15 protein-coding genes and 2 tRNA genes are annotated in these 17,751 nt (G+C 73.7%); 8 read left to right on the top strand and 9 right to left on the bottom strand.

Translation table 11 applies throughout. The annotated features are described in order from the left end of the window. Window positions 1-34: 34 nt before the first annotated feature. Window positions 35-1,138, bottom strand: a complete 1,104-nt coding sequence (locus ACFFHC_RS08435; RefSeq protein WP_070705902.1) for a glycosyltransferase — start codon at window positions 1,136-1,138, stop codon at window positions 35-37. A gap of 67 nt (window positions 1,139-1,205) precedes the next feature. On the opposite strand from ACFFHC_RS08435, the gene ACFFHC_RS08430 reads away from it, so the two are divergent. Then, window positions 1,206-1,279 (top strand) — tRNA-Ile (locus tag ACFFHC_RS08430). A gap of 111 nt (window positions 1,280-1,390) precedes the next feature. Here the strand turns inward: ACFFHC_RS08430 and ACFFHC_RS08425 are convergent. Beyond that, window positions 1,391-1,567, bottom strand: coding sequence for a hypothetical protein (locus ACFFHC_RS08425; RefSeq protein ID WP_180802221.1), 177 nt, complete (start codon window positions 1,565-1,567; stop codon window positions 1,391-1,393). Window positions 1,568-1,788: 221 nt separating this feature from the next. Here ACFFHC_RS08425 and ACFFHC_RS08420 point away from each other — a divergent pair, with 221 nt between their 5' ends. Continuing rightward, on the top strand, window positions 1,789-2,319 hold the full coding sequence (locus tag ACFFHC_RS08420) for a DUF3145 family protein (protein WP_070705904.1): 531 nt from the start codon (window positions 1,789-1,791) through the stop codon (window positions 2,317-2,319). 129 nt (window positions 2,320-2,448) lie between these two features. Here the strand turns inward: ACFFHC_RS08420 and ACFFHC_RS08415 are convergent, their stop codons facing one another. The 6 genes from ACFFHC_RS08415 to ACFFHC_RS08390 form a co-directional block, all read right to left on the bottom strand. Next, on the bottom strand, window positions 2,449-3,936 hold the full coding sequence (locus ACFFHC_RS08415; protein WP_083323368.1) for an acyl-CoA carboxylase subunit beta: 1,488 nt from the start codon (window positions 3,934-3,936) through the stop codon (window positions 2,449-2,451). Then, on the bottom strand, window positions 3,933-5,171 hold the full coding sequence (locus ACFFHC_RS08410; protein ID WP_379804627.1) for a beta-ketoacyl-[acyl-carrier-protein] synthase family protein: 1,239 nt from the start codon (window positions 5,169-5,171) through the stop codon (window positions 3,933-3,935). Before ACFFHC_RS08410 ends, ACFFHC_RS08415 begins: the two co-directional genes overlap by 4 nt. A gap of 83 nt (window positions 5,172-5,254) precedes the next feature. Beyond that, window positions 5,255-5,503, bottom strand: a complete 249-nt coding sequence (locus ACFFHC_RS08405; protein WP_070703333.1) for an acyl carrier protein — start codon at window positions 5,501-5,503, stop codon at window positions 5,255-5,257. A 96-nt stretch (window positions 5,504-5,599) separates the two neighbouring features. Next, window positions 5,600-6,562, bottom strand: a complete 963-nt coding sequence (locus ACFFHC_RS08400) for a beta-ketoacyl-ACP synthase III (RefSeq protein WP_070703334.1) — start codon at window positions 6,560-6,562, stop codon at window positions 5,600-5,602. Beyond that, a complete protein-coding gene (locus ACFFHC_RS08395) occupies window positions 6,562-7,752 on the bottom strand; it encodes an acyltransferase domain-containing protein (protein ID WP_379804623.1) in 1,191 nt (396 codons plus the stop codon). The genes ACFFHC_RS08400 and ACFFHC_RS08395 overlap by 1 nt, the downstream gene beginning before the upstream one ends. A 116-nt stretch (window positions 7,753-7,868) precedes the next feature. Further along, the gene (locus tag ACFFHC_RS08390) at window positions 7,869-9,062 is read right to left on the bottom strand and encodes a PucR family transcriptional regulator (protein ID WP_379804620.1); all 1,194 of its coding nucleotides are present in this window, start codon (window positions 9,060-9,062) and stop codon (window positions 7,869-7,871) included. A 148-nt stretch (window positions 9,063-9,210) separates the two neighbouring features. Between ACFFHC_RS08390 and ACFFHC_RS08385 the strand changes: the two genes are divergently transcribed. Beyond that, entirely contained in the window at window positions 9,211-10,476 is a 1,266-nt protein-coding gene (locus ACFFHC_RS08385) for a glycerophosphodiester phosphodiesterase (protein ID WP_379804617.1), read from the top strand. 78 nt (window positions 10,477-10,554) lie between these two features. Here ACFFHC_RS08385 and aceE read toward each other — a convergent pair whose 3' ends face one another. Further along, the gene (gene aceE / locus ACFFHC_RS08380; protein WP_070703337.1) at window positions 10,555-13,302 is read right to left on the bottom strand and encodes a pyruvate dehydrogenase (acetyl-transferring), homodimeric type; all 2,748 of its coding nucleotides are present in this window, start codon (window positions 13,300-13,302) and stop codon (window positions 10,555-10,557) included. Between the two features lie 258 nt (window positions 13,303-13,560). On the opposite strand from aceE, the gene ACFFHC_RS08375 reads away from it, so the two are divergent. From ACFFHC_RS08375 to ACFFHC_RS08355, 5 genes are all read left to right on the top strand, one after another. After that, window positions 13,561-13,986, top strand: a complete 426-nt coding sequence (locus tag ACFFHC_RS08375) for a DUF3052 domain-containing protein (RefSeq protein WP_070703341.1) — start codon at window positions 13,561-13,563, stop codon at window positions 13,984-13,986. A 57-nt stretch (window positions 13,987-14,043) separates the two neighbouring features. Continuing rightward, a tRNA-Val gene (locus tag ACFFHC_RS08370) sits at window positions 14,044-14,116 on the top strand. Between the two features lies 1 nt (window position 14,117). Then, window positions 14,118-14,981, top strand: coding sequence for a Nif3-like dinuclear metal center hexameric protein (locus ACFFHC_RS08365; RefSeq protein ID WP_070703338.1), 864 nt, complete (start codon window positions 14,118-14,120; stop codon window positions 14,979-14,981). 2 nt (window positions 14,982-14,983) lie between these two features. Then, a complete protein-coding gene (locus ACFFHC_RS08360) occupies window positions 14,984-16,264 on the top strand; it encodes a histidine phosphatase family protein (RefSeq protein ID WP_379804611.1) in 1,281 nt (426 codons plus the stop codon). 21 nt (window positions 16,265-16,285) lie between these two features. Beyond that, window positions 16,286-17,737 carry an RNB domain-containing ribonuclease gene (locus ACFFHC_RS08355; protein WP_070705511.1) on the top strand — a complete coding sequence of 484 codons (1,452 nt, stop codon included), beginning with the start codon at window positions 16,286-16,288 and terminating at the stop codon, window positions 17,735-17,737. Window positions 17,738-17,751 lie beyond the last annotated feature (14 nt).

Here is a 17,751-nt window from a genome sequence, read left to right as displayed (position 1 = left end):
GCCCGGGCCGCGGGCCCGGGCGACGCGGCCGTCCTCAGCCCAGCTCGGCGTGGATGGCCAGCATCTGGCTCGTGGAGTCCTCCCAGTTGAAGCGCTCGGCCTGTGTGCGCGCCACGTCCGTGAGGTCACCGCGGCCCAGGACGTCCAGGGCGGCGTCGGCGAAGGCCTCCGGCCGGGAAGGGGCCACGGCGCCGGCGGGGCCGACCACCTCGGAGAGCGCCCCCTCGTCGGGGCACACCACGGGCACCCCGCACGCCAGGGCCTCGAGGGCCGCCAGGCCGAAGGTCTCCACCGGACCGGGGGAGATGGCCAGGTCCGCGCGGCCCAGCACCTCGGCCAGGGCCTGCCGTCCGGAGATGTACTCGTGGAAGGTGACGGGCAGGTCGGCGGAGGACTCCATGAGCTCCTCACGCATCGGGCCGTGCCCCAGCACCGTGAGGTGGGCGTCCACGCCGCGGTCCACCAGCTCGCGCAGGGCGCCGAGGGTCAGGCCGGGGTTCTTCTCCGGGGAGAGGCGCCCGCAGTGCACGATCTGCACCTGTCCCTCGGGCCGCTCGCGCCCGTCCGGGGTGAGCGGGGAGCGCTCGGCCGGCGGCTGGAAGGACTCGAGGTCCACGCCCAGGGTCACCACGCGCGCATCGGCCCCGAAGCGGCGCCACTCTGCGGCCGCGTAGTGGCTCGGGCACACGATGCGGTCGTAGTCCTTGGCGGACTTGCGGTTGATGAAGTCCGCGGTCCGCTCGGCCAGACCCTGCGGGGAGTGCAGGCGGCGCACGAGGATGCCGGTCATGTTCTCGTGGCTCAGCATCATCGTGGGGATGCCGTGGCGGCGCGCCCACGGGCCCAGCCAGCGCAGCGTGGCGCGGTCGTGCACCTCGAGGCGGTCGGGGGCCAGCTCGGTGAGCAGACGCGCCACGGGACGGCGCGCCCACATCAGGGAGTAGCCGGCGCCGGTCGGCGTGGCCGGCAGGTGGTGGACGTGGCCCTGGCTCTGCAGCTCGTGGGGCTCACCGGGCTCGGGGATCACCAGGTGCACCTCGTGGCCGCGCGCGCGGTACTCCTCGCCCCAGTGGCGCAGGGCGGTGCGGATGCCCCCCGAGTTGGGGGCCACGAAGTTGGCGATGCGGACGATGCGCACGTGGGTCAGGTCCTCCGGTCGGGGTCAGCGCCGCACAGACTATCCTCGCGACGCCCCTCGGGCACCGGGGCCAGTAGCTCAGCCGGTCAGAGCAGCGGACTCATAATCCGTCGGTCGTGGGTTCAAGCCCCACCTGGCCCACTTCGGTCCCTCCCCGGACGGCGGACGCCCGGGCCCACAGGTCGTGGGTCCGGGCGTCGATGCCGTGGACGGGTGCTGCGTGATGCGCGTCGACGGCGGTGGTGCGCGGGCTCAGTCGAGCTGCCGGCCGTGGTGGCGCCCCAGCGCGCCGACGGCGATCCAGCACAGGGCCACCAGCAGGGCGCCGCCCACGGCGTAGGCCCGGCTGGGGGTGTCGAAGAGGGCGAAGCCGACGCCGTAGATCATGGTGACGGCCAGGGCGAGGAAGGCGAGCGCGTTGCGGTTCATGGCCCCATCGTGCGCAGTCGTGGCCCCGGGCGCCCATGACTCCTGTCACCAACCGGGCCGGACTCGTGACACCCCGGTGCCTGGCGGCGGTGACGAGTGGGCGGGCCGCTTGGCGGGCCCTCGACGCATGGTGCAGACTGTGCGCACAACTTGAGGGAGCCGCGGCGACCGCCACGGATCGAGGCGTTGGGGAAGACGTCGAGCGATCACAGGAGGTTGCGATGTCCGGCCCCCACCAGCGAGCCCGGGCGACGGGTGTGGTCTTCATCCACGCCACGCCCACCGCGCTGTGCCCCCACCTCGGGTGGGCGATCGAGCATGCCCTGATGCGTGCCGGCGTGCAGGGCGCCCCCCGCATCGACTGGATCGACCAGCCGGCCCAGCCCGGGGCGGTGCGTGGCGAGTTCACCTGGCACGGCCGCCCCGGCACCGGCGCCGCCCTGGCCAGCGCTCTGCGCCCCTTCGACGGCGTGCACTACGAGGTCACCGAGGACCCCACCGTCGGCTCCGACGGTTCCCGCTGGTCGCACACGCCGAGCCTCGGCATCCACCACGCCTCCACGAACGCCGTCGGCGACGCCGTCGTGCACGAGAACCGCCTGCGCGCCGTCCTGGACGCCACCCATGGGGACGCCCGGGCGCTGGCCGACGGAATCGACCGCCTGCTGGGCACCGCATGGGACGCCGAGCTGGAGGTCTACCGCCACGCTGGAGAAGCCGTGCCGGTGCGCCACCTGCACGCCACCGGCTGACCGCCTCCGGCGCGTGACCTCCTGACGCGCTGCCCGCGCGACGACGAGACGCCGGTGGGCCCCCGTGGGGTGCCCACCGGCGTCTCGTCGTGCGGGCGGTCCCCGCCCCGTGCGGAGCGGGGACCGGCCTCAGAGCGGGATGTTGTTGTGCTCACCGCGGCGCTGCGGGGCCTCGGCCAGGGCCTCCACGATGCGCGAGCGCGTCACGGCCGGCTCGATGACGTCGTCGATGACGCCGATCTCCATGCCGCGGGCCAGTCCACCGGAGAGCACTGCGTGCTCGTCGGCCAGCTCCTGCTCCAGGCGGGCGCGCTCCTCGCCCTCCACCTCGGCCAGCTTGCGGCGGTGCAGGATGCGCACGGCCGCCACGTGGCCCATCACGGCCATCTCCGCCTGCGGCCAGGCGAACACCCTGGTGGCACCCAGCGAGCGGCTGTTCATGGCGATGTAGGCGCCGCCGTAGGTCTTGCGAGTCACCAGCGTCACGCGGGGCACCACGGCCTCGGCGAAGGCGTGCAGCAGCTTGGCGCCGCGGCGCACCACGCCGTCCCACTCCTGACCCACGCCCGGCAGGTAGCCCGGCACGTCCACGAGCACCACGAGCGGCACCCCGAGGGAGTCGCACAGGCGCACGAAGCGCGCGGCCTTCTCCGCCGAGGACGAGTCCAGGCAGCCGCCCAGGCGCATCGGGTTGTTGGCCACCACGCCCACCGTGCGGCCGCCCAGGCGGCCGAGCACCGTGACGATGTTGGGCGCCCAGCGGGGGTGGAGCTCGACCGCGTCCGGGGGCAGGGTGACGGCCATCGGGTTGAGGTCGTCGCCGGCGCCGTCGCCGTCCAGCAGGTCGGCCACCAGCGGGTGCACGTCGTAGGCACGCTTGGGAGAGGTGGGGAAGGTGGCCGCGAGGTCGCGGTCCACCACCGAGGCGGTGTCGAAGCTGCGCTGGTCGCCCAGCAGGGCGCACAGGGCGCGGGTGCGCTCGAAGGCCTCGTCGTCGGTGCTCGTCACCACGTGGACCACGCCGGAGCGGCGGCTGTGCGGCTCGGGGCCGCCCAGGCGCAGGGCGTCCACCTGCTCGCCGGTCACCGAGCGCACCACGTCGGGGCCGGTGACGAAGACGCGGCCCTCGGGGCCGAGCACCACGAGGTCGGTGAGCGCCGGGCCGTACGCCGCGCCGCCGGCGGCCGGGCCGAGCACCAGGGAGATCTGCGGGATGCGCCCCGAGGCGTGGGTCATGGCCGCGAAGACCTCACCCACGGCGTGCAGGGACACCACGCCCTCGGCCAGGCGCGCGCCGCCGGAGTGCCACAGGCCCACCACGGGGGCGCCAGCGGCCATGGCCGCCTCGTAGGCCACGAGGACGACCTTGCAGCCGGCCTCGCCCATGGCGCCGCCCTGGATCGTCGGGTCGGCGGCGAAGGCCACCACCTCGACGCCCTGGACGAGGCCCTTGGCGGCCACCATGCCCTCGTCGCCCCACGGTGTGAGCAGCTCGCAGGAGCCGTCGTCGAAGAAGCGCTCGAGGCGGGCCACCGGGTTGCGGGGGTCCTCCTCGCGGGGCGGCTTTCCGGCGGCGTTCACGCGCGACCCGGCCGGGGTTCCGGGCGCGGCGGTCACGACGCGCTCCCGAAGGCGATGGCCACGTTGTGGCCGCCGAAGCCGAACGAGTTGTTCAGCGCCACCAGGTCGCCCTGGGGCAGGGGGCGGTGCTCGCCGCGCACCACGTCGAGGTCGATCGCCTCGTCGAAGGTGTTGATGTTGGCCGTGGCCGGGGCGGTGCGCTCGTGCAGGGCCATGACCGTGAGCACGGACTCCACGGCGCCGGCGCCACCGAGCAGGTGGCCGGTGAGGGACTTGGTGCCCGAGACGGCCACGCCGTCGGCCGCGGAGCCGAACGCGCGGCGGATCGCCTTGGACTCGGCCACGTCGCCCACCGGGGTGCTCGTGGCGTGCGCGTTGACGTGGACCACGTCCGTGGCCCGCACGCCGGCGTCACGCAGGGCGAAGGTCATCGCGTCGCCGGCGCCCACGCCCTCGGGCTCCGGGGCGGCGATGTGGTGCGCGTCGGAGGTCATGCCGGCGCCCAGCACCCGCGCGTAGACCCGGGCCCCACGGGCCGCGGCGTGCTCGGCGGTCTCGAGCACCAGCGCGCCCCCGCCCTCGCCGAGGACGAAACCGTCGCGGTCGGTGTCGTAGGGGCGCGAGGCGGTGGTGGGGGAGTCGTTGCGGGTGGACAGGGCCTGCATCTGGGAAAAGCCCGCCATCGGCATGGGGTGGACGCAGCTCTCGGAGCCGCCCACCACGACGACGTCGGCCTCGCCGCGGCGCAGGATCTCCAGTCCGGTGGCCACGGCCTCGGCGCCCGACGCGCACGCGCTCACCGGCGTGCGCGAGGCGCCGCGGGCGCCCAGCTCCAGGGAGACGGCGGCGGCGCCGGCGTTCGGCATGAGCATCGGGACGGTGAGCGGCGAGACGCGGCGGGTGCCCTTCTCGCGCAGCACGTCCCACTGGTTCATCACGGTCACCACACCACCGATGCCGGTGCCCATCACCACGGCCAGACGCGTCGGGTCCACCTCGGGGGTGGCGGCGTCGGCCCACGCCTCCTTGGCGCTCACCAGGGCGAACTGGGCCGTGCGGTCCAGGCGCTTGACCTGCACGCGGGGCAGCACGTCCTCGACGTCGGCAACCACCTGGGCGGCGAACTCCACGGGAAGGCCGTACTGCTCCTTCCACTCGCTCGGCAGGGCGCGCGCGCCGGAGGTGCCGGCGAGCAGGGCCTTCCAGCTCTCGGGGGCGGTGCCACCCAGCGGGGTGATGGCACCCAGGCCGGTGACGACGACGTCGGTCATGGTTCCTCCGGTGGTGGTGAGGGGAAGTCAGGGATGAGGAGCCGGGCGTTCTGCAGAGGCCGCCCGGCCCCTCGGGGGTGGCCTCAGGCCTGGTGGGTCTTGATGTAGTTCACGGCGTCGGCGACGGTGTTCAGGTTGCCCATCTCCTCGTCGGGGATGGCGACGCCGGTCTTCTCCTCGACGTTCACGAGGATGGTCATCATCGACAGGGAGTCGATGTCGAGGTCGCCGGCGAAGGACTTCTCCGGGGTCACCTCGGCCGGCTCGATGCCGGTCTCCTCGCTGACGACCTCGGCGAGGACGGTCAGGATCTGGTCGTCGGTCTGGGCCATGGATTCCTCCTGGTGGTGGGCCCGGGGGCCCGGTGTCGTCGGCAGCTGCCGACCTGTCGTGGTCCGGTGTTGACCCGCCGGACCGGCGGGAGCATGTCAGGGCAGTCGCACGACCTGGGCGGCGTACACCAGCCCGGCGCCGAAGCCGAACTGCAGCGCGATGTCGCCCGAGCGGGCCTGCCCCTCGGCGAGCATGCGCGCGGTGGCCACCGGCACGCTCGCGGCCGAGGTGTTGCCCGTGTGGCGGATGTCGTCGGCGACGCGGACCGACTCCGGCAGCTTGAGCTGCTTGACCATCTCGGCGGTGATCCGCGCGTTGGCCTGGTGGGGGATGAAGACGTCGAGCTCCTCGGCGGTCACCCCGGCGGCCTCCATCGCCCGGCGGGCGACCTTGGCCATCTCCCAGACGGCCCAGCGGAACACCGAGTTGCCGGTCATGGTGAGCATGCCGTCCTCGCGGGTGCGGATGAGCTCCCACTGCGAGCCGTCCGATCCCCACACGGTGGGGCTGATGCCGGACGCCTCGGCCAGGCTGACCACGGCGGCACCGGCGGCGTCGGCGAACAGGAAGGCCGTGCCGCGGTCGCTGAGGTCGGTGAACTGGCTGAGGTACTCCACGCCCACCACGAGCACGTGGTCGGCCGTGCCGGCACCCACCATGTCGTTGGCCAGGGCGATGCCGTGGCAGTAGCCCGCGCAGGCCGCGGACAGGTCGAAGGCCGGAGCCTGCGAGCCGAGCTCGGCGGCCAGCATCGGGGCCACGCCGGGGGTGCGCATCGGGTTGGAGACGGTCGCCACCACGACGGCACCGATCTGCTCACCGGTGATGCCCGCCGCCTCGAGGGCCTCGCGGGCGGCGGCGGTCGCCATCGAGAGGGTGGTGTCCTCCTCGGTGGCCCAGCGGCGCTCGACGATGCCGGTGCGCTGCTGGATCCACTCGTCGGAGGAGTCGATCGCCTCCACGAGCTCGTCGTTGGGCACCACGCGGGAGGGGCGGTAGGCGCCCACGCCGGTGATGGCCGCCGGACGCAGCGTGGTCTGGGTGCGCAGGGCCTGCATCACGCCTCCTGACGGGGGTGGACGCGCACCAGCGGCTGGCCGGGGTGCACGGGGTCGCCGTCGGTGACCAGCCACTCGACCACCTGGCCGTCGCCGGTGGCGCGGACCGGCAGCTCCTCGCGCAGGGTGCGCACGGTGGCCACCTGCTCGCCGGCGGTGACGCGGGCCCCCTCGGGCTTCTGGCAGCCCGACAGGTCCACGGTGCCCTTTCCGGGGGAGACGAGCATGCGCCAGGTGGGGGCGTCGCCGCCCTCGGTGGCGGCCTCGCCGTGCTCGCGGAGCATGCGGCGCGCCTCGTTGAGGTCCTCGGGGCTCTTGAGGGCGAGGGCCTCCACGCCCTTGAGGTGCTTCTTCACCAGGCCGGTGAGCACGCCGGCCGGCGGGATCTCGATGACGCCGGTGACGCCCATGTCGGCCAGGGAGTCCATGCACAGGTCCCAGCGCACGGGGCGGGAGACCTGCGAGACGAGGCGGCTGAGCACCTCGGTGCCAGAGCGCAGCACGTTGCCGTCGGCGTTGGACACCAGGTCGATGCGGGCGTCGTGGGTGCTCATGGCGCGGGCGTACCCGGCGAGCGTCTCCACGGCCGGGGCCATGTGCTCGGTGTGGAAGGCGCCGGCCACCTGCAGCGGGATGACGCGGGTGCCCCGGGGCGGTGCGGCGGCGAAGGCCTCGAGCTGCTCCACGGTGCCGGCGGCCACCACCTGGCGGGCACCGTTGCGGTTGGCGGCGGTCAGGCCGGCGGCCTCCACGGCGGCGACGACCTCCTCCTCGTCACCGCCGACCACGGCGCGCATCGAGGTGGGCGTGACGGCCGAGGCCTCGGCCATGCCCTTGCCCCGCTCGCGCACGAACACCATCGCCTGCTCGGCGGTGAGCACGCCCGCACCCACGGCGGCGGTGATCTCACCCACGCTGTGGCCGGCGCCGGCGCGCACCATCCGGTAGGCCTCGGCCGGATGCTCGAAGAGCGCCAGGAAGCTCACCAGGCCGGAGCCGACGATGAGCGGCTGGGCCACGGCCGTGTCGCGGATGGTGTCGGCGTCCGAGGTGGTGCCGTGGGCCACGAGGTCGAGGCCTGCGCACGCCGAGAGCCACTCCATGCGGTCGGCGAAGCCGGGCAGCTCCAGCCAAGGGGCGAGGAATCCGGGGGTCTGGGCGCCCTGTCCAGGGCAGACGATCGCAAGCACGGGCCCCACTCTGGCAAGCGGGGAGCAGGGGCGGGGCCGTGCTTCGTCACCGAACCGTCGGGGCATTCTTGGAGGAAACCTCCAAGTGGTCGGGGTGGCGAGGCCGCAGCCGGTGGTCAGCCGTCGGTCTGCACCGAGCGGCGCCACCCCGGTCCCCGCGGGGTGTCGATGCGGTGCACGGCCAGGGCCACCCGCAGTGTCCAGGCGTCCCGGGGGTCGGTGAGGTCCAGGCCCACCAGCTCGTCGATCCGCGAGAGCCGGTAGCGCACCGTGTTGACGTGCACGAAGAGTGCCCGGGCAGAGGCCTCCAGCGCTCCGCCCTGGGCGAGCAGGGTCTCGGCAGTGGCCAGGAGGTCCCGCCCGGCCTCCTGGAGCGGGCGCACGACGAGCTTGGTGAGCTCCCGCCGGGCGGCCTCGTCGCCGGCGAGGACGCGCTCGGGCAGCAGCTCGCTGGAGCGCACGGCCGCGGGGGCGTCGGGCCAGGCCCGCGCAGCAGCCCACCCGGCCAGCGCGGCGCGTGCCGAGCGCCCCGCGGCGAAGAGGTGGGGGACCACCGGACCCACCACCACCGGGGCGTCCAACGTCTCGGTGAGCGGGGCGAAGGCGTCCTCCCGGGCCTCCAACCCGCTGAGCACCACCACCACGCGCCCGGAGCTCAGGGCCACCAGGGCCTCCCTGCGATGCCGTCGGCAGGCAGTGCGCACACGGCGCAGCACCTCGGTCTCGTCGCCCAGGTCGCTCGTGGTGCCGACGGCCACGGCCACGCCACTGGCCTGGCCCCAGCCGAGGGCGGCGGCCCGGGAGTGCACGTCCTCGGTGGCCTCGCCGCGGACGACCGCGTCGACCACGAGGGACTCCAGCCGGGCGTCCCACGAGCCGCGTGCCTCGGCGGCGCGGGCGTAGACCGAGGCGGCCCCGAAGGCGACGTCCCGGCTGAAGCGCAGGCAGGCCAGGAGCAGCCGGTCGCGCTCGGCACGGGTGGGGGCCAGGTCCTCCACGGACTCCTCGACGGTGCGCACGGTGACCCGGACCAGCTCGATGGTCTGCTCCAGGCTCAGCGCCGTGCTCAGCTCGCGCGGGGCGTCGGCGAACACCAGTGTGGCGCGGCCGGGGTCGCGCGGCCCGGAGAGCCACTCGGCGAAGGCCCGGATGCCGGACTCGGCCACCACGCCCACGCCGGAGCGGTGCCGGGCCGGCAGGGCGCGGTACCACTCGTGCCGCTCCATCTCGTGCAGGGCGGCGTGGGTGAGGGGGGAGACCTGCTCGAGCAGTCGGGCGAGGGTCCCCTCGGCCACCTGGGGCGCAGTCATGGGCGCAACTGTAGGTCCACCACAACATCGGGCAGCGGGCCGGGGCCCGCTCCCGGCCCGCGCGGTTCGGCATCCGTTCAGGTGCCGTTCCCCGGACGCTCACCCCGCCGGTGCCGCCCGTGCACCTGCCCGATGTGGGCTGGGCCCCATGCACATCACCCCTCGCACCCTCGCCCCTGCCCTCGCCGTCGCCGTCGGTCTCACCGGGTCCCTCCCCGCGGCCGCCGGGGCCGCCACCGGCGCCGGTCCCACCACGACCGAGTCCACCGACCACCCCGTGCTCACCGCCGAGACGCCCTGGGTCATCGGCCACCGGGGCGCCTCCGGCCACCGCCCGGAGCACACCCTGGCCGCCTACGAGCTGGCCGTCCGCATGGGCGCCGACTTCTTCGAGCCCGACCTGGTGAGCACCAAGGACGGTGTCCTGGTGACCCGCCACGAGAACGAGATCTCCGGCACCACGGACGTGGCCGACCACCCCGAGTTCGCCGACCGCCGGACCACCAAGACGGTCGACGGCCAGGAGCTCACCGGCTGGTTCACCGAGGACTTCACCCTCGCCGAGCTCAAGACGCTGCGGGCCACGGAGCGCATCCCGGACATCCGCCCGGGCAACACCCGCTACGACGGCCAGTTCGAGGTGGCCACCTTCGACGAGGTCATCGCCCTGCGGGAGCGGCTCAGCGCCGAGACCGGCCGCGAGATCGGCATCATCCCGGAGATCAAGCACCCCACCTACTTCGACGGCATCGGCCTGAGCATGGAGGAGCAGGTGGTGCGCACCCTCGAGGAAGCCGAGCTCAACCACGCCGACGCGCCGGTCGCCATCCAGAGCTTCGAGGTGCAGAACCTCGTGGACCTCAACCGCACCCTTCAGGCGCGCGTGCCGCTGGTCTTCCTCTCCTGGTACGAGGGCCAGCCCTACGACTTCACCGCCGCCGGCGACTCCCGCACCTACGCCGACCTCATGAAGCCGGCCGGCCTGCGCGAGCTGGCCCGCGACGTCGACGCCATCGGTCCGGAGCGCACCATGGTGGTGCCCGAGGAGGGTGGCGTGCTCGGGGAGCCCACCTCACTGGTGGCCGACGCCCACGCGGCCGGCCTCAAGGTGACCCCGTACACCTTCCGTGCGGAGAACGAGCACCTGCCGGAGTCGCTGCGCGGCTCCGAGGACCCCACCGAGCTCGGTGACATGGACACGCTGATCCGTGCCCACCTCGATGCCGGCGTCGACGGTGTCTTCTCCGACCAGCCGGGCCTGGCCGTGCAGACCCGTGACGCCTGGCGGGGCGGTCCGATCGTGGACACCGGCGTGCAGGCCACCCCGGCGACGCGCCTGCCGCTCGTGGCCGGGGGAGCTGCGCTCCTGCTGGCGGGTGCCGCCCTGGTGCACCGCGCCGCCCGCCGCGCCTGAGCCGGCAGGATCCGGGAAGGACGCAGCCCCACCCCCTCGCCGAGGGGGTGGGGCTGCGTCGTGGTCCGGGACCTCCGGTCAGCTCTCGCCGCCGGAGTTGCCGGAGGTGCCGGCGCGGGTGTCGAGCAGCTGGTAGTGCTCGGCGGCCTTCAGGGCGGTGCCCTTCTCCACCTCGCCGCGCTTCTCCAGCATCTGCAGCGTCTTGACCACCATCGACGCGGAGTCGATGTGCAGGAAGCGGCGGGCCGCCGGGCGGGTGTCGGAGAAGCCGAAGCCGTCCGCGCCCAGGCTGTAGAAGTCGTCGAGCATCCACGGGGCGATGAGGTCCTGCACGGCGCGCATGTAGTCGCTCGTGGCCACGATGGGGCCCTCGCCGGCCGGCAGCAGCTGCTGCACGTACGGGGTGCGGGCCTCGTCCTCGGGGTGCAGGAAGGCGTCCTCGTCGCACTGCGTGGCCTCGCGGGCCAGCTCGCCCCAGGAGGTGATCGAGTACACCGAGGCGTTGACGCCCCAGTGCTCGGCCAGCTCCTCCTGGGCGTCCAGCGCCCACGGCACGCCCACGCCGGAGGCGAGCAGGCGGGCCTTCGGGCCCTCCGCCTCGCCCTCGGCGAGCAGGTAGCCGCCCTTGAGGATGCCCTCGGTGTCCACGCCCTCGGGCTGCTTCGGCTGCACCATCGGCTCGTTGTAGACCGTCAGGTAGTAGATGACGTCCTCGGCGTCCGGGCCGTACATCCGGCGCATGCCGTCCTGGAGGATCTCGGCGATCTCGTAGGAGAACGCCGGGTCGTAGGACACGATCGCCGGGTTGGTGTGGGCCAGCAGCGGGCTGTGGCCGTCCATGTGCTGCAGGCCCTCGCCGGCCAGCGTCGTCCGGCCGGCCGTGGCCCCGATGAGGAAACCGCGCGAGAGCTGGTCGGCGGCGGCCCAGATGCCGTCACCGGTGCGCTGGAAGCCGAACATCGAGTAGAAGACGTACACCGGGATCATCGGCTCGCCGTGGGTGTCGTAGGACGAGCCCACCGCGGTGAAGGCGGCCACGGAGCCGGCCTCGTTGATGCCCAGGTGCAGCAGCTGGCCCTGCTCGCTCTCCTTGTAGGACAGCATGAGGTTGGCGTCCACCGACTGGTAGTTCTGCCCGTTGGGGTTGTAGATCTTGTTCGTCGGGAAGAACGCGTCCATGCCGAACGTGCGGGCCTCGTCGGGGATGATCGGCACGATCCGCTTGCCGATCTCCGGGTCGCGCATCATGTCCTTGAGGATGCGCACGAAGGCCATCGTGGTGGCGACCTCCTGGGTCCCCGAGCCCTTGCGGCCGACGTCGTAGGTCTTCTCGGCCGGCAGGTTCAGCGGCACGTGCTCCGAGAGGCGGGCCGGCAGGTCGCCACCCAGCTTGCGACGGCGCTCCAGCATGTACTGGATGGTCTCGTCGTCCTTGCCCGGGTGGTAGTACGGCGCGGCGAACTGGTCGTTCTCGAAGGCGGAGTCCGGCACCGGGATCTTGAGGCTGTCGCGGAAGCCCTTGAGGTCCTCCACCGTCAGCTTCTTCATCTGGTGCGTGGCGTTGCGGCCCGCGAAGTGCGAGCCCAGCGAGTAGCCCTTGATGGTGTGCGCCAGGATCACGGTCGGCTGGCCGGAGTGGTTCATGGCGGCCTGGTAGGCGGCGTACACCTTGCGGTAGTCGTGGCCACCGCGCTTGAGCTTCCACCAGATGTCGTCGTCGGACCAGTCCTTGACCATCCTGCTGGTGCGCGGGTCGCGGTCGAAGAAGTGCTCGCGCACGAAGGCGCCGTCGTTGGCGCGGAAGGTCTGGAAGTCGCCGTCGGGCGTCTTGTTCATGAGGTTCACCAGCGCGCCGTCGCGGTCGGCGGCCAGCAACTCGTCCCAGCCACGGCCCCACAGCACCTTGATGACGTTCCAGCCGGCGCCGCGGAAGAAGGCCTCGAGCTCCTGCACGATCTTGCCGTTGCCGCGCACCGGGCCGTCCAGGCGCTGCAGGTTGCAGTTGACCACGAACGTGAGGTTGTCGAGCTCCTCGTTGGCGGCCAGCTGCAGGGCGCCGCGCGACTCCGGCTCGTCCATCTCACCGTCGCCGAGGAAGGCCCACACGTGCTGCTCGGAGGTGTCCTTGATGCCGCGGTTGTGCAGGTACTTGTTGAACTGCGCCTGGTGGATGGCGCCCAGCGGGCCCAGACCCATGGAGACGGTGGGGAACTGCCAGAAGTCCGGCATCGAGCGCGGGTGCGGGTAGCTCGGCAGCGCCAGGAGCTTGCCGTCCACGTAGTGGGACTTCTCCTGGCGGAAGCCGTTGAGCTGGTCCTCGGTCAGGCGGCCCTCCATGAAGGCGCGCGCGTAGATACCGGGGGAGGCGTGGCCCTGGAAGAAGATCTGGTCGCCGCCGCCGGGGTGCTGGCGACCGCGGAAGAAGTGGTTGAAGCCGACCTCGTAGAGCGTGGCCGCCGAGGCGTAGCTGGAGAGGTGGCCACCCACGGAGACGCCCGGGCGCTGGGCGCGGTGCACCATGATGGCGGCGTTCCAGCGGATCCACGCGCGGTAGCGGCGCTCCACCTCCTCATCACCGGGGAACCACGCCTCGTCCTCGGGGCCGATCGTGTTGATGTAGTCGGTGGTGGTCAGGGAGGGCACGCCGACCTGCTGCTCGCGCGACCGGTTGAGCAGCTCCAGCATCACGTAGCGCGCGCGGGCGCGACCGCGCGCGTCGACGAGTCCGTCGAGGGAGTCGAGCCACTCGGCGGTCTCCTCGGGGTCGATGTCCGGGAGCTGACTGGGCAGGCCGTTCAGGATCGGTCCGGTGTCCTTGGTCGTCACGAAGCTTCTCCTCCTCACACGCGCCGCACGCCACGGGGACCGTGGCGTGCCCGGCGGGCTGCCTGCACCGGAGTGTGCAGACGTCTGCCCGCCATTGTTCCACCCGGAGGGCGGACGGGCCCCCGGTGGGCCGCCCGTGCGGGTGCCGGCGAAGCGGGGCGACGGGCGTCGGGCATCATGGTGTCGCGCCACCGCACCGTGGAGGCGCGACGACGCTGCCCGACGGGCAGTGACGATCACCACATCGAGGAGGACCACGTGGAGGCGACCGCAACGGCGGACGCACGGGCCCTGGCCGACCGGCTGGGTTTCACCGACGACCAGATCGTGCAGGAGGTCGGCTGGGACGAGGACGTCCCGGAGGACCTGCGCCTGGCCATCGAGGAGGTCACCGGCGCGCCGCTGGAGGACGAGTCCTACACCGGCCCGGTGGACGTGTGCCTGCTGTGGTTCCGCCAGGGCGACGGCGACCTCACCGACGACTGCGTCGACGCGCTCGCCGGGCTCGAGGACGACGGCTTCGTCCTGCTCGCCACGCCCAACCTCAAGCACGACCTGCACGTCGACCAGGCCGACGTCGACGAGGCGGCCAAGACCGCCGGCCTCCAGGCCCAGAGCTCGCTGCAGCTCGACGAGACCTGGCTGGCCACCAAGCTCGGCCGCCCGACGCGTCGGCGCGGCTGAACGACGCGGCGCACGGCCGCCGGGTGGGAGGATGACCCGGCGCGCCCGCCGCGCGTGGGGCCTGTAGCTCAGCTGGCAGAGCACTGTGTTTACACCGCAGGTGTCGTCGGTTCGATCCCGGCCGGGCCCACATGGAGAACTCCACCTGTTCCCTGTCCGACGTCGTCGAGGTGCTCGACGGGATGTTCCCGCCGGCCACGGCGCTCTCCGGCGACGTGGTGGGGCTGACCGTCGGTGACCCCTCCGCCTCCGTGCGGCGGGTGCTCATGGCGGTCGACCCCACCCTCGCGGTGGTGGACGAGGCGGTGGCCGGCGGCTTCGACCTGCTGGTCACCCACCACCACCTGCTGCGGGCGGGCCTGCACGCCGTCGTGCCCAGCGAGCCGAAGGGGGCGGCGGTGCTCGCGCTCTCCGAGGGCGGGGTGGGCCTGTACTCGGCGCACACCAACGCGGACGTGGCGACCGGCGGCGTGAACGACGCCCTGGCAGCTGCCCTGGGCCTGCGCGACGTGGAGCCGCTGGTCGAGCCCGAGGGACAGCCGCTCGGGCGCGTGGGACAGCTTCCCACCGAGACCACCCTCGAGGGGTTCGCGCAGCACCTCGCCGCGGTGCTGCCCGGCGCCCCGGTGGGCCTGCGGGTGGCCGGCCCCCGCGACGGGCGGGTGGAGCGCGTGGCCGTGCTCGGGGGTTCCGGCGACCGGGAGTTCGACGCCGTGCGCGAGGCGGGTGCCGACGTCTACGTGACCGCCGACCTGCGCCACCACCCGGTGAGCGAGTTCCGCGAGCACGGGCTGCTCGCGGCCCGCAGCGGCGGCGTGGACGGTCCCTTCGTCATCGACGCCGGGCACTGGGCCACCGAGTCGCTCTGGCTGGCCGGCGCGGGGGAGCGGCTCGCCGACGAGGTGGAGCGCACCACGGGCGCACGCCCCGAGGTGCTGGTGAGCACCACGGTCACCGACCCCTGGGACTTCACCGTGAGCACGCAGGAGGGCTGACCATGGCGACCTGGACGATCGAGGCCGACGGCGGTTCGCGTGGCAACCCCGGGGTGGCCGGCTACGGCGCCCTGGTGCGCGACCCTGCGGGGGCCCTGCTGGCCGAGCGCGCCGCGCCGCTGGGCAGGGCGAGCAACAACGTGGCCGAGTACACCGGCCTGCTCGCCGGTCTGCAGGCCGTGCTCGACCTCGTGGACCTGTCGGCGGGGGACACGGTGGCCGTGCGGATGGACTCCAAGCTCGTCATCGAGCAGATGGCCGGGCGGTGGAAGATCAAGCACCCCGACATGCAGCGCCTGGCCCAGGAGGCGCAGGGCCTGTGCCGGCAGCTCCGTGACCGGGGCGTGGACCTCGACTGGGGCTGGATCCCGCGGACCCGGAACAAGGCCGCCGACGCCCTGAGCAATGACGGCATGGACGGGCGCACGGTGGCGCGCGACCACGTGGCGGGCGCGGCCCCGGGGCCGCGGGCGGTCGACGCGGCCGGGGACGCCGGGCAGGACGTCGAGGTGCCGGACGAGACGCACGCCCCCGAGCCGCCCGAGGCCGTGGAGGAGTCCCGCCCCACCTCCGCCGGGGCCTCCGTGCGCGATGCCGGGGCGCGGCGTGGGCACCGGTGGCAGCTCGTGCTGCTGCGTCATGGTGTGACCGAGTTCACCGAGACCTACCGCATCGACGGGCGCGGCGGCAGCAACCCGCCCCTGTCGCCGCTCGGGGAGCAGCAGGCCGCCCGGGCCGGTGACGCGGTCGGCGAGCTGCTCGCCGCCCCCGCCGCCGAGGGGCGCGTGCGTGTGGTGACCTCCAGCCTGCGCCGGGCCCAGCAGACCGGTCGCGCGGTGGCCGACGCGCTGCGGCTCGAGGCCGCCACCGATGCGCGCTTCGACGAGCAGGCCTTCGGCGACTGGGACGGCCGCACCTGGAGCGAGGTCGACCGCGACGGCGCCGGCACCGCCCGGGCCTTCGCGCAGGACCCGGCCTGCCCGGTGCCCGGTGGCGAGACCCACCACGAGGTCGCCGAGCGCGTCGTGGAGGGCCTGCGCGACATTGCCCGCCAGGCCGTGGACGACGAGCTGCACACGGTGGTGGTGGCCGCCCACCGCATCGCCGTCATGACCGTGCTGGAGGCGGTGCTGGGCGTGGCCTACCCGCGCTCCTGGGCCCTGGGGCAGCACCCGGCGGCCTTCCACACCCTGGAGTTCGTGGGCGCCGAGGTGCCCACCGGCTTCGCCGAGCTGAGCGGACTCAACGTGCGGCACCACCTCGAGGGCCTGCCGGTGCGCTGACCCGTGGCTAGGGTGACCGGCATGGCACACCCCCACCTGACCCTCCGCCGCCCCGCCGACGCCGAGCAGGCGGCCCCGGACACCGGCACCACCGCCGAGCTGCGCAAGGCCTTCGCCGCCATCCGCGCCGAGCAGGGCGTGGAGGTGGAGTTCCCGGCCGAGGTGGTGGCCGAGGCCGAGCGGGTGGTGGGGGAGGACCACCTGCCGGGACGCGACGAACGGGGCATCGAGCTGGTGACCCTGGACCCCGAGGGCTCCATGGACCTCGACCAGGCCGTGCACGTCCAGCGCGAGGGGGAGGGCTTCCTCGTGCACTACGCCATCGCCGACGTTCCGGCCTTCGTGGCGCCCGACGGGGCGATCGCCGCCGAGGCGTGGGAGCGCGGGCTCACCGTCTACTGCCCCGACGAGCGGGCGCCGCTGCACCCGCCGGTGCTCTCCGAGGGCGCCGCCTCGCTGCTGCCCGAGCAGGACCGGCCCGCCTTCCTGTGGGAGCTGCACCTGGACGCCGACGGCGCCCTCACGGAGGCGACCGTGGGACGCGCCGTCGTGCGCTCGCGACGCCGCTACGCCTACGCCGAGGCCCAGGAACTCATCGACTCCGGTGAGGCCGAGGAGACCCTGGCGCTGCTCAAGGAGGTGGGACTGCTCCGCATCGAGCAGGAGAAGGCCCGCGGTGGGGCCACGCTGCCGATGCCCGAGCAGGAGGTGGAGGTGACCGCCGACGGCTTCACCACCCGATTCCGCCCGCTGCTGCCGGTGGAGGACTGGAACGCACAGGTCTCGCTCATGACGGGCATGGCCGCCGCCGAGCTCATGCTCGGGGCCGAGGTGGGCATCCTGCGCACCATGCCCGAGCCCGCCGAGGAGGACGTGCGCACCCTGCGCCGACAGGCCCGTGCACTGGGGGTCGAGTGGGCCGACGACGCGCGCTACGGCGACTTCCTGCGCTCGCTGGACACCTCGGACGGCACGCACCTGTTCCTCGTCCACGAGGCCACCACCCTCTTCCGCGGGGCCGGGTACACGGCCTTCGACGGCGAGCTGCCCGAGCTCACCACGCAGGCCGCCATCGCGGCGCCCTACGCCCACGCCACCGCCCCGCTGCGCCGCCTGGTGGACCGCTTCGTCCTCGAGCTGTGCGCGGCGCTGTCGGCCGGCGACGAGGTGCCGGTGTGGGTGCGCGAGGCGCTGCCCCGGCTGCCGGAGGTCATGGAGGCCGCCGACAGCCGTGCCCGGTCGGTGGAGCGGGAGTGCGTGGACGCGGTCGAGGCGGCCGTGCTCGCGCCGCGGGTCGGCCAGGAGTTCGACGGCATCGCCGTGGAGGTCTCCGAGAAGGCCTTCACCGTGCAGCTCGCGGACCCGGCGGTCGTCGCACGTGCCCGGGGGACTGCCGAGCCGGGCGACGAGGTGCGCGTGCGCCTCACCGAGGCCGACGTGGCCGCGCACCGCATCACGGTCGAGCGCGTCTGAGCGGGCAAGCGGCG

Origin of the sequence: Kytococcus schroeteri (assembly GCF_042433515.1) — a bacterium.
GTDB lineage: Bacteria > Actinomycetota > Actinomycetes > Actinomycetales > Dermatophilaceae > Kytococcus > Kytococcus schroeteri.
Note: the sequence above shows the minus strand (reverse complement) of the source record. Positions and strands in the feature narration are given on the sequence as shown.